This window comes from Sinobacterium caligoides, assembly GCF_003752585.1.
Lineage (GTDB): Bacteria > Pseudomonadota > Gammaproteobacteria > Pseudomonadales > Sinobacteriaceae > Sinobacterium > Sinobacterium caligoides.
The window spans coordinates 1-12,236 of the sequence record NZ_RKHR01000001.1; the positions used below are offsets into that span (position 1 = coordinate 1).

The 12,236-nt window shown below is 50.3% G+C and carries 12 protein-coding genes and 1 pseudogene; 2 read left to right on the forward strand and 11 right to left on the reverse strand.

All coding sequences use genetic code 11. The features are described from left to right. Positions 1–169 precede the first annotated feature (169 nt). The 7 genes and pseudogenes from EDC56_RS00005 to zapE form a co-directional block, all read right to left on the reverse strand. Positions 170–559 (reverse strand): ClpXP protease specificity-enhancing factor, encoded by a 390-nt coding sequence (locus tag EDC56_RS00005; protein WP_123710491.1) that lies wholly within the window; start codon positions 557–559, stop codon positions 170–172. Between the two features lie 32 nt (positions 560–591). Beyond that, on the reverse strand, positions 592–1,239 hold the full coding sequence (locus EDC56_RS00010; RefSeq protein ID WP_123710492.1) for a glutathione S-transferase N-terminal domain-containing protein: 648 nt from the start codon (positions 1,237–1,239) through the stop codon (positions 592–594). 89 nt (positions 1,240–1,328) lie between these two features. Further along, positions 1,329–3,361, reverse strand: a pseudogene (locus EDC56_RS19740) (ubiquinol-cytochrome c reductase). Beyond that, positions 3,361–3,951 carry a ubiquinol-cytochrome c reductase iron-sulfur subunit gene (gene petA, locus EDC56_RS00025; RefSeq protein ID WP_123710495.1) on the reverse strand — a complete coding sequence of 197 codons (591 nt, stop codon included), beginning with the start codon at positions 3,949–3,951 and terminating at the stop codon, positions 3,361–3,363. The pseudogene EDC56_RS19740 and the gene petA overlap by 1 nt, the downstream one beginning before the upstream one ends. Positions 3,952–4,169: 218 nt before the next feature. Then, positions 4,170–4,562 carry a 30S ribosomal protein S9 gene (gene rpsI, locus EDC56_RS00030; RefSeq protein WP_123710496.1) on the reverse strand — a complete coding sequence of 131 codons (393 nt, stop codon included), beginning with the start codon at positions 4,560–4,562 and terminating at the stop codon, positions 4,170–4,172. Continuing rightward, complete coding sequence (rplM, locus tag EDC56_RS00035) at positions 4,562–5,002, reverse strand: 50S ribosomal protein L13 (RefSeq protein WP_123710497.1); 441 nt, start codon at positions 5,000–5,002, stop codon at positions 4,562–4,564. The genes rpsI and rplM overlap by 1 nt, the downstream gene beginning before the upstream one ends. A 139-nt stretch (positions 5,003–5,141) precedes the next feature. Then, complete coding sequence (zapE, locus tag EDC56_RS00040; RefSeq protein WP_123710498.1) at positions 5,142–6,242, reverse strand: cell division protein ZapE; 1,101 nt, start codon at positions 6,240–6,242, stop codon at positions 5,142–5,144. A gap of 204 nt (positions 6,243–6,446) precedes the next feature. Between zapE and EDC56_RS00045 the strand changes: the two genes are divergently transcribed. Further along, positions 6,447–6,893 (forward strand): Z-ring associated ZapG family protein, encoded by a 447-nt coding sequence (locus EDC56_RS00045; RefSeq protein ID WP_162844028.1) that lies wholly within the window; start codon positions 6,447–6,449, stop codon positions 6,891–6,893. A gap of 38 nt (positions 6,894–6,931) precedes the next feature. On the opposite strand, the gene EDC56_RS00050 is transcribed toward EDC56_RS00045, so the two are convergent. Next, on the reverse strand, positions 6,932–7,690 hold the full coding sequence (locus tag EDC56_RS00050) for a Nif3-like dinuclear metal center hexameric protein (protein WP_123710538.1): 759 nt from the start codon (positions 7,688–7,690) through the stop codon (positions 6,932–6,934). 127 nt (positions 7,691–7,817) lie between these two features. Here EDC56_RS00050 and EDC56_RS00055 point away from each other — a divergent pair, with 127 nt between their 5' ends. After that, positions 7,818–8,927, forward strand: coding sequence for a S1C family serine protease (locus EDC56_RS00055; protein ID WP_123710500.1), 1,110 nt, complete (start codon positions 7,818–7,820; stop codon positions 8,925–8,927). Between the two features lie 20 nt (positions 8,928–8,947). On the opposite strand, the gene hisD is transcribed toward EDC56_RS00055, so the two are convergent. From hisD to murA, 3 genes are all read right to left on the reverse strand, one after another. Beyond that, complete coding sequence (hisD, locus tag EDC56_RS00060) at positions 8,948–10,255, reverse strand: histidinol dehydrogenase (RefSeq protein ID WP_123710501.1); 1,308 nt, start codon at positions 10,253–10,255, stop codon at positions 8,948–8,950. A gap of 77 nt (positions 10,256–10,332) precedes the next feature. After that, positions 10,333–10,971 (reverse strand): ATP phosphoribosyltransferase, encoded by a 639-nt coding sequence (gene hisG / locus EDC56_RS00065; RefSeq protein ID WP_123710539.1) that lies wholly within the window; start codon positions 10,969–10,971, stop codon positions 10,333–10,335. 2 nt (positions 10,972–10,973) lie between these two features. Continuing rightward, positions 10,974–12,236, reverse strand: coding sequence for a UDP-N-acetylglucosamine 1-carboxyvinyltransferase (murA, locus tag EDC56_RS00070; protein WP_123710502.1), 1,263 nt, complete (start codon positions 12,234–12,236; stop codon positions 10,974–10,976).

The following is a 12,236-nucleotide window of genomic DNA, read 5'->3' on the forward strand; positions in this document are numbered from 1 at the left end:
TTCAGCGTTTTCACCGTGTCGTTTTGAGTGGGCTTTAGAAGCTGTCTCGGTGACGACGGAGGCGAAATATACGGAGGTAGTGGCGATGGTGCAAGAAGTTTCTTCTCATTTCACAACATGCGTTAAAGTTAGAATCTAGCGCAACAAACTTTACCCCCTATAACGACAACTACTTCACCACCCGCAAACTTGGACGACCACTCTTAACCGGCGGCTCTGTTGGCGCTGGAGGCTCTGGTGGCGGATCCTCAGCCTCAAACAAGGTCCCCTCGCCATTTTCCTTCGCGTAGATACCAAGCAAAGCATAAAACGGCACAAACACGTCCATAGGCGTACCTGCAAACCTAGCATTAAACGAAAGATACTCACCTTCTATTTCTAAGCTCCGTACGGCCCCGGGAGCAATATTCAGTACTATCCTACCATCCTGAATAAACTGCTCGGGGACGACAACATCACGAAGCAAAGCATCAACAATAATGTACGGAGTACAGTCATTGTCCAGAATCCAATCATATGTCGCCCTTAATATATAAGGGCGGCGAGAGGTCATTGTCATATCGCTACAGCCTCATTACTACAAGCAACATATTAAAGCTTTATCTGCAGGCGCATTTCGAGCTCTGCCTCAGAAAGACTGGCTTGGAACGACTCGCGAGCAAACAGACGCTCCATGTACTCATGCAACGGCTTTGTCTGCTTGGTTTTCGGAATCTCAATACCTAGATTAGGCAGACGCCAGAGTATAGGAGCCATACAGCAATCGACCAAGGTAAAATCATCACTCATAAAGTAAGGCTTCTCAGAGAAAATCAACGCGACGCCGGTCAAACTCTCACGCAATTCTTTTCGAGCCGTATCAGCCTCTTTAACCTTTGATTTCGGATCCTCAATTATATCAACAAGACGACACCAATCACGCTCGATGCGATACATCCAAAGACGGCTTTGGCCGCGAGCAACAGGATAGACTGGCAGTAACGGGGGATGCGGGAAGCGCTCATCCAAATACTCCATCATTACTTTCGACTCATACAGAACCAGATCCCTATCCAGCAATGTTGGAAGACCGTTGTATGGATTCAAGTCCGCCAGCTCAGCCGGCTTATTCTCAATATCGACATCGACGATATCAACAGTTACACCTTTCTCTGCCAACACGATGCGGACGCGGTGGCTGTAATGACTAGACCCGTCAGAGAAAAACGTCATGGAAGATCGCTTAGCAACTACACCCATCAAAATATCCTCAAAATTTCATTTTTTAAAAACACAAAAACAGCAGTGCCAGCTGACACTACTGTTATTACTAAAACGAGCAATCCGCCTTAGTGAATATCTTTCCAATACTCGCGATTGAGCAAGTAGACAAAGATAAACAAGACACACAAGAATAACAGTACATACATACCAATCTTGTGACTCTTCATTTTCGTAGGCTCACCAACATAGGCCAAGAAGTTGGTCAAATCATAAACAACCGCTTCATACTCCTTATCGCTAAGCCCAGTACCCTCAACATGCTCAACACGACCACACTGGTGCTCGGGATCTTCCTGCGGGTTGCCCGTTAACGGGTCACGCTTGACACCACCGTTGGCTGCGATCGCCCACGCAGGCTTACAAACCGTTAAACCCTGCAGCTCTCGCAAAGCATGCGGCATACCCACATCCTTAAACACTAGGTTGTTCACACCCCAAGGGCGAGAGCTATCTTGATAGAAGCTTAGCAGATAGGTGTAAACCCAGTCTTCACCACGAGCACGAGTCACCAAGGTCAGATCCGGCGGTGCCACACCAAACCACTTCTTAGCGTCCTTAGGCGTCATACCATTAGTCATGAGATCACCAATCTTTGAGTCATCAAAGATCAGATTATCCATAACCAGCTGATCGGGAATACCCAGATCTTCTGCGACGCGACCATAACGCGAGTAGGAAGCCTCATGACACCCCATACAGTAATTAACAAAGGTCTGAGCACCGCGCTGCAAAGAAGGCTTATCCGTTGGATCTACCGTAACCTTTTTGCACTCAATAGTGCCGCAAGACATCTCTTCTGCAGCCATAGCCACGAGGGGCAGCATTGACATCGTCAAAACAATTAACAATTTTTTCATTTCATTGTCACCCTATCTGGAACCGGCTTAGTCTTCTCTATAGAGGTATACCAAGGCATCAATACAAAGAACGCAAAGTACAACACGGTACATATTTGCGCCATCATCGTACGCCCAGGTGTTGTCGGCTTAACACCAAGATAACCCAGAATGACAAAGACAATAGGTAGCAATATTAGAGCAAACTTACTTATCCGCCCCTTGTAGCGCCACGATTTGACCGGACTACGATCAAGCCAGGGAAGCACAAACAGGATCGCAATAGCTCCACCCATGACCACAAACCCTAGGAACTTGGCATCAAGAGGACCAATACTTATCGTTACAGCGCGCAACATGGCATAGAAGGGGGTGTAGTACCAGACCGGGGCGATATGAGCCGGGGTCTTAAGCCCATTAGCCACTTCGAAGTTGGCGTGCTCAAGGAAGTATCCACCCATCTCCGGCATAAAGAACAGAATGCCACAAAAAACGAATAGGAAGACAGCAATGCCCACAAGATCATGCACAGTATAAAATGGATGGAACGGCACGCCGTCCTTAGGAATGCCGTTGGCATCTTTATTTTCTTTAATCTCAACGCCATCCGGGTTGTTCGAGCCCACCTCGTGAAGAGCGAGCAAATGCAACACAACCAAAGCCAGCAGCACAATAGGTAGCGCCACCACATGCAAAGCAAAGAATCGGTTAAGCGTAATACCACTAATTAAATAGTCACCCCGAATCCACTGCACAAGGTCTGGGCCGATACCTGGGATCGCACCAAACAACGACACGATAACCTGAGCCCCCCAATACGACATCTGCCCCCAGGGCAGTACATACCCCAAGAAACCTTCCGCCATCAGGGCGAGATAGATCGCCATACCAAAGATCCACACCAACTCACGTGGTTTCTTATACGAGCCATAGAGTAAGCCGCGGAACATATGCAGGTAAACAACCGCAAAGAATGCCGATGCGCCGGTCGAGTGCATCAAGCGAATGATCCAGCCGTAGTCTACGTCGCGCATGATGTATTCTACAGAGGCGAAGGCCTTATCAGGGTCAGGCACATACATCATAGTCAGCCAGATACCCGTCAGCAGCTGATTAACCAACACCAACAGAGAGAGAACACCGAAAAAATACCAAAAATTAAAGTTCTTTGGCGCATAGTACTTACCCATATGGGTATCCCATGCACGCATGATTGGCAGACGAGCATCCACCCAATCACGTAAAGCAATCAAACCTTTCATTACGCTTGCTCCTGGTCTTCGCCAACGATGATCACTACATCAGAGACATAGCGATAGGGAGGCACCTCTAAGTTAAGAGGCGCAGGCACCCCCTGATATACGCGACCAGAGAGATCATACTTCGAGCCATGGCAAGGGCAGAAGAAACCACCGACCCAATCCTCGCCTAAATCGGCAGGAGCGACTTCTGGACGATACTTAGGCGCACAACCAAGGTGAGTACACAAACCAACCAGAACAAGTAGCTCAGGCTTAATCGAACGCTCGATTCCTGTTACATAGGAAGGCTGCTGTGGCTGCTCTGATTGAGGGTCGAGCAAATGATCGTTATGCCCTGCCAACGTATCCAACTGCTCTTGCGTTCGGTGCACCAAATAAACCGGCTTACCACGCCACTCGGCAATAATCATCCGCCCCGGCTCTATCTTACCAACATCCGCGCTCACTGGCGCGCCGGCAGCCTTAGCCTTGGCACTAGGGTTCCAAGACCCCAAAAACGGCGTAGCAACACCGACGGCCCCGACTGCACCCACAACCGAAGTTGCCGCAGTCAAAAACCGTCGCCGCCCTGAATTTACCTCGTCAGTCATGACGTTCTCCCCCGTAACAGCATATCAATTATCATTCAGTCGCACTTCGGCAACCTTATAACCCTACTATAAATGCGGTCGATATTAATTAAATTAGCCCTCTCTTACAAGCAAAACCCTTGTAACAACAAGTAGTTTTACCTTTTCAACGAAGCTAACTAATTACAAGCAAAAAAAAGCGCCCGATAACGGACGCTCTTGTCGATAACACCAGCAAATTAACGCTTAGAGAACTGAGGCTTCTTACGTGCTTTACGTAGTCCGACTTTCTTACGTTCAACTTCACGAGCATCACGAGTAACAAAGCCAGCCTTACGAAGAGCTGGACGAAGACCTTCGTCGTACTCCATCAAGGCACGGGTGATACCGTGACGAATTGCACCAGCTTGACCGAAGCTACCACCGCCTTTAACAGTAATGTTCAGATCAAACTTTTCTACCAGTTCAACCAACTCTAGAGGCTGACGCACAATCATGCGCGCAACTTCACGACCGAAGAAATTTTCGATGGTGCGGTTGTTGATAGTGATGTTGCCCGTTCCTGCAGTAAGGAACACGCGAGCTGTCGAGGTCTTACGACGACCGGTACCGTAGTATTGAGTAGCAGACATTATTTACTTACCCCAAGATCAAGTTCTAGAGGCTGCTGCGCAGTGTGAGGATGCTCACTACCGGCGTAGACCTTCATTTTCTTAAACATTGCACGCCCCAGAGGGTTGCGTGGCAACATGCCCTTAACGGCAGACTGAATAACACGCTCAGGCGCTTTATCAATCAACTGCTCAAAGGTGATGCTCTTTAGACCACCAGGATATTCGGTGTGACCGTAGTAAATCTTATCCGTTGTCTTCTTACCAGATACACGGATCTTCTCTGCATTAATCACAACGATATAATCGCCGGTATCAACATGAGGAGTGTATTCTGCCTTATGCTTACCGCGTAGACGGTGTGCAATTTCGGTAGCCAGACGACCAAGAGTCTGGTCTGCCGCATCAACAACATACCAGTCGCGTTTTACATCAGCTGGCTTAGCGCTAAAAGTCTTCATCTATTTATGCCCCTTGGGCGATTTAATGTGAGTATGAACGAGTGGACTTCGCAGTAGATTTTGCCAGCTGGGACTTAGATTAGCCTCAACTAATACGACAAAACCACTACCCGAACACCCTTAAACTACCAAGCAAAGCCTAGGGCCTATGCTCTCTAGCGAGGTATTCGTGCGATTGCATTTCCAGCAACCGGCTGATTGTACGCTCAAACTCGAATGATAACCTGCCAGTGGAATACAGCTCTTCCAACGGCACCGCGGCGGATAGTACCACCTTTACCCCCCTGTCGTAAAACTCATCGACCAAATTAATGAACCTTCGCGCCAAATCATCCTTTGAATTGAACTGCGGCACCGACGAAATGACTACCGCATGAAACTCTTTGGCAAGCTCAATATAATCATTCTGCGACCGCGGGCCATCACAAATGGCATAAAAATCAAACCACACAACATCATCCGCGAGATGGCGACTCAGTATTTCCCGCCCTTCTATCTCGACCCCAACATCAGAGACACAGGCATCAGGCGCTAGATTAGTAAAACTACTCGCCAACGACAGCTCTGCCGCCTCATCCAGCGGATAATGATATAGCTCAGCCTGCTTCAGTGTCCTCAAACGATAATCAACACCACCATCAACGTTGACAATCTCCGTACGCTCATTCAGCAACTTGATCGCTGGCAAAAATCGGCTGCGCTGCAAGCCATCCCTATAAAGGCCGTCGGGAACAATATTCGATGTCGCCAATAAAGTGACGCCGCGCTCAAACAGCGCCTCAAACAAGCCCCCCAAAATCATCGCATCCGTAATATCCGAGACAAAAAACTCATCGAAGCAAATAATACGCGTCCTAGCGGCTATCTCGTCAGCGACACGGCTCAAAGGGTTCTTCTCGCCCTGCAACTCATTTAGCTTATGATGCACATCACGCATAAAGCGATGAAAGTGCGTCCGCTGCTTCTCAGAAAAAGGCAGGCTTTCATAAAAGTTATCCATTAAATAGGTCTTGCCACGACCAACCCCACCCCAAAAATACAACCCCTTAACCGCAACGGGCTGAGGGGACCCTGCAAACAAAGCTCTGACTTTAGCAACAAAACCTCCCGACCTCAGATCAGGGTTGGCCAGCAAATCATCATACAATCTCTGTAGATGCAAAACGGCCTTCTCTTGTGAAGCATCGTAGTTAAAGCCCGGTTTCTTTAAGTCATTCTTATAACGCTGAAGAGGAGTCATCTATTTTTTAACCATCATTTTGATTGCAGCACACCTCGGCAGCATAGGCTACGAGGTGCCGCACACTGTAACCACTCAATGCCAGCGACGCAATCTCAAGCGCGCAAATCACTAGCCAGGAGATCCCTTATAATGCTTTAATATTCACCAATCAATGCAACAAACATGCTGCTACAACCAGCAGCACAATCTTTAGGAGCTACCGTGTTTTCGACCCTTGAAGCTATTATTATTGCGGCCCTTTTTACGGTTATCGGTGCCGCTATTGGCATCATCCTCTCTCAGCAATTCTCGTCTAATAGCCGTAAGAATCGCGACCTTTCAGGCGAGCTAAACTCAACCAAAGACGAACTCAACGAGTACCAACAACAGGTTGAGAAACACTTTGTCGAAACCGCCCGCCTCGTCGACAACCTGACTCAAAGCTACCGAGACGTGCACAACCATCTCGCCCAAGCCGCCACCGACCTACTCGATACAACGGAGCACGAGCAGACTATCAAGAAGATCCCAAACCCCAGTGAGGAGATAGCGGAGGTGCCGGAAACAATAACTAGCGCTCCCTTGGATTACGCCCCTAAAGACCCCAACATCAAACACGGCGTACTCGATGAGAGCTTTGGCCTAGATAAAAGCCTGATCAAAAAGTAGCTCGAAAAGGCTAAGGGCAACCTTAGCCTTCCCCTCCTCTATACCGGGTTGTCAATATCCACAAAAACCACGTCAACCGCCAGCTCCCGCGCAATTCTCTCACCCAGCGCCTGCACACCGTAGCGCTCAGTGGCATGATGCCCCGCCGCATAGAAGTGGATACCGTGCTCTCGTGCTAAATGCACGGTTTGCTCTGACGCTTCACCACTAATAAAGGCATCAACACCCGCAGCAACGGCCTGCTCAATATAACCCTGACCGCCACCGGTGCACCAAGCCACAGACTTTATTGGCCTATCTGCAGCAATATGCAAAGGCTCACGAATAAGTACCCGCTCGATCCTGTCACGCAATTCCACCCCCGTCAGCGGCACTGAAAATCGCCCCATCAGCGCGATAGCCGGGCTACCGGTAGCAGGCACACCACCGACCACCTCAATCCCCAGCAAACCTGCAAGCTGCACATTATTCCCCAGCTCTGGATGGGCATCTAGCGGCAGATGATAAGCAATCAGACTGATATCATTATCAATCAAGGTCTTAATACGACGATACTTAATCCCTGTCAGGCACGGATCCTCGCCGCGCCAAAAGTAACCATGATGAACCAATACAGCCCCCGCACCGAGCTCAACAGCCCGATCCAGTAACGCCTGACAGGCTGTCACTCCAGCAACAACCAACGCCACCTCCTCTCGACCCTGCACTTGCAAGCCGTTGGGGGCAAAGTCATCAAATTGCTCGGGCCGCAACCACGACTCACAAGCCTCAAGTAATTCTCGCAATTTTATCGCCATAAACAATCCGCCTAATGAAATTTGATTGGCAAGCACGCGATGCATTCAACAATAGATAGCAGACAGCCGCAAGTTATCGCTATATCATAGCGGGTTTACACCGTAGCATTTCAATACTGGGTCTCGAATGAAGTCTCTGCTTAAATTGTTTGGCTGGCCAATCATTTCCGGCCTACTCCTTGCCGCACTAACTATCATCCTTTTCCCGCAGTATTTTTCCTCCTCGCCGGCAATATTCTTAACCAGACCCCAGCAGCAAGAGGCCGCCTCCTACGCCAACGCCGTCGAAATAGCCGCCCCCTCCGTTGTGAGCATCTATACAGCACGACGAACAGCCCCTAGCGCACACCCTTTGCTGCAAGATCCTTTTTTTCGCCACTACTCCAACAACAGCAACAGCTCTCGCCAACAACGCATAGAGCGTAGTCTCGGCTCCGGCGTCATCGTACAAAAAGATGGCTACATACTCACCAATCACCACGTCATCAAAGGAGCCGATCAAATTCTCGTGTCACTACTCGATGGCCGAGAGAGCCTCGCCGTTGTCGTCGGCAGCGATCCCGACACAGATCTTGCCGTACTTAAGATTGAACTCCCCTCGCTGACCCCCATTCGCTTCGGCCAGGCCGAGCAATCACGCGTGGGCGATGTCGTTTTAGCGCTCGGCAACCCATTTGGTTTCGGCCACACGGTCACCCAGGGAATTATCAGCGCAACCGGCCGCTACGGACTAGCACTCAACACCTACGAAAACTACATCCAAACCGACGCAGACATCAACCCTGGCAACTCCGGGGGAGCTCTGATCGACGTCTATGGCCGCCTGATTGGCATCAACTCAGCTATCTGGTCTAACGACGGCGACTCCCAAGGCATTGGCCTGGCCATTCCGGCTGACATTGCGCACAATGTCATGCGAGAAATTATCGCCAACGGACAAGTAGTCAGGGGCTGGCTTGGCATAGAAGTACAAGAGCGCAGCGCTGCACTAGCAAAAAGCAGCGAAGGGATAATCATCAGCGCGATCTACCGCAACAGCCCTGCCGCTAGAGCAGGTTTGCTCCCTGGCGACATTATCAGCAAGATCGATGACCGCCCACTGATCACCGGCAGAATGGGAATGACTCAAGTCGCCTCACTCAAACCAGGGCAAGTCATCAACGTCGAGGTGATCCGTAAAGGCAAGGCATCGAGCTTTGAGCTATCCGTGGGCAAGCGCCCGACAAAGCTCGACTAGTGTCGAGCAAAAAAATGGCGCTAGTCTTTAACCCGGTATTCAGCCGAACGGGCATGCGCCGTTAAAGACTCCCCCCTAGCAAGCACCGCCGCCGTCTTACCCAGCACTGAAGCGCCTGCCGCCGAGCACTGAATCAATGACGAGCGCTTCTGGAAGTCATAGACACCTAGGGGCGAAGAGAAGCGCGCGGTTCCTGAGGTTGGCAACACATGATTAGGCCCAGCACAATAATCACCTAGCGCCTCTGCCGTATAGCGCCCCATGAAGATTGCCCCTGCGTGACGAATCTCTTTCAACAACAATTCCGGCTCAGCCACCGATAACTCAAGGTGCTCAGGGGCTATAACATTGGCAATTTCAGCCGCCTCTTGTAAGTCATCGACAAGAATTAAGGCACAGCGAGCCTCGACTGACGCTCGAATAATTTCAGCTCGCTCCATGGTTGGCAGTAGCGCGCGCATGCTATCACGTACCGCAACCAGAAAATCAGCATCGTCACTCAGCAAAATAGCCTGCGCATCCTCATCGTGCTCCGCCTGTGAGAAAAGATCCATAGCAATCCAGTCAGGGTCGGTACCGCCATCACAGATCACCAATATCTCCGACGGCCCCGCAATCATATCTAGACCAACTTGACCAAAGACTTGGCGCTTCGCTGTCGCGACATAAATATTGCCCGGCCCGACAATCTTATCAACTTTCGGCACCGTCTCTGTACCGTAGGCCAAGGCGGCTACCGCCTGCGCCCCGCCTATCGTGTAAATCGTATCCACGCCGGCCACAGCAGCGGCGGCCAATACCATATCACTCAGCTCACCTTCCGGAGAGGGCACCACCATGACAATCTCCCGCACCCCCGCCACCTTGGCAGGAATCGCATTCATCAACACCGAAGATGGGTACGACGCCTTGCCACCAGGCACATATAAGCCCACTCGATCTAGCGGCGTAACCTTCTGTCCGAGAATAGTCCCATCGGATTCCTGATACTGCCAAGACTCCTGGCGCTGGTGCTCGTGATAGCTCTTAACTCGCTCCGCCGCCAATTCTAGCGCCGTACGGCGCTCTTCACCAATTCCTGCCAAAGCAGTAGCAACACGCTCTGAACTGACTTTCAAGGCCTCCATTGAGCTCACCGAGTAACGATCAAAGCACGCCGTATAGTCGAGTAGAGCTGCGTCACCTCGGTGTCGAACAGAGGCTATAATTTCAACAACCGCAGCTTGAACGTTATCATTAGAGACCGATTCCCATGCCAGCAACTGTTCTAGCTGGGCCGAAAAGTCGGCCGCCGAGCTCTCAAGCATCTTCACTTTGAGGGTGTTCATTTTTCCTACTCCAATACTAAAAAATCCGCTTTTAACAGCGGATTTCACTTCGACTAACTGAAAGGTTACTGCGAGGCTTAACGCTTAGCAACGACTGCGGCAGATATTTTCTCCACCACCTGCTCGATACGTTGATGCTTCATCTTCATCGCAGCCTTGTTAACAACCAAACGACTACTCACATCCGCGATCAAGTCCAACGGCTCCATACCATTAGCACGCAACGTATTTCCAGTATCAACAATATCTACGATCAAGTCAGCTAACCCCATAATCGGCGCCAACTCCATGGCACCATACAGCTTAATAATTTCAGCTTGTAGACCACGCTCCGCACAATAGCGCTTGGCGATATTGGTGAATTTTGACGCCACTTTGACACGGCCTTGCGGCAGTGCAGCCCCCTTAATCCCTGCGGTCATCAAACGACACTTTGAGATTTCAAGATCCAGCAACTCATACAGATCTGCACCGCCAACCTCTAGCAGCATGTCTTTACCCGACACCCCCATGTCCGCTACCCCGTGCTTCACATAGGTCGGCACATCAGAGCCGCGAATCACCAGCAACTGCACTGCTGGATCCGTGGTATCAAAGATCAACTTTCGACTCTTAGATATATCTTCAACAGGTTCAATGCCCGCTGCCGCCAAGAGCGGTAAGGTCTCTTTTAGAATTCGCCCTTTAGTCAGCGCGATAATCAAAGGTTGGTTCATCATCAGTCCACAATACGTTTAATAGAAGCGCCCAACAAATGCAGCTTCTCTTCAATACACTCATAGCCGCGATCAATATGGTAAATACGATCCACGATAGTATCACCTTCCGCCACTAGACCTGCAATAACAAGACTTGCCGAAGCCCGCAGGTCCGACGCCATAACCGGAGCAGCCTGCAATCCCTCCACCCCCTGGATAATGGCAGTATTGCCTTCCAGCACAATGTTAGCACCCATGCGGTTCAGCTCGTGAGCATGAACCAGGCGATTCTCAAAGATCGTTTCCGTCACCATTGCAGTACCTTCTGCAATGCTATTGAGCACCGTAAACTGCGCCTGCATGTCAGTTGGAAAACCAGGGTAAGGAACCGTTTTCAAGCTCACAGCCTTAGGGCGCTTACCACGCATATCCAACTCGATGTAGTCATCGCCACAAGTGACTTCCGCCCCAGCCTCCTCTAGCTTAAGTAATACTGCCCCGAGAGTATCACCCGTGGTATCCAGCAGCTTAACGCGGCCGGCAGTCGCTGCAGCAGCAACAAGATACGTACCCGTTTCAATACGGTCGGGCATAACTCGATACTCGCAGCCGTGCAGGCGCTCGACACCGTTAATGGTAATAGTATCAGTGCCATGGCCGGATATATCGGCTCCCATCGCTATAAGGAAGTTAGCAAGATCTACCACCTCAGGCTCACGCGCAGCATTCTCCAATACTGTTGTGCCTTCAGCTAACGCTGCTGCTGTCAGCAAATTTTCTGTACCCCCAACAGTCACCGCCTCCATGACGATATTTGCCCCGTGCAGACGCCCATTCGACTTGGCGTGAATGTAACCACCGTCAACAGAAATCTCGGCTCCCATCGCCTCCAGCCCTTTAAGGTGTATATCGACCGGACGACTACCGATAGCACAACCACCAGGAAATGAAACCCGAGCTTCACCATAATGAGCCAGCAGAGGCCCCAACACCAAAATAGAGGCGCGCATAGTCTTAACTAGCTCATACGGGGCGGTATAACAATCGATCGTCCCCGTATTAATCTCCACACTGAGTTTCTCAGTTATAGTTAACTCTACCCCTAAACAACGCAACAACTCATTCATCGTCGTCACGTCGTGTAGGTGAGGCAGGTTGTGAATAGTTAGAGGCTCATCACACAGTAGTGAAGCGGCCAAGATTGGAAGTGCGGCGTTTTTAGCGCCTGAAATGCGGATCTGCCCATCGAGCTTAGCCCCACCAGTAATCAGTAACTTATCCAT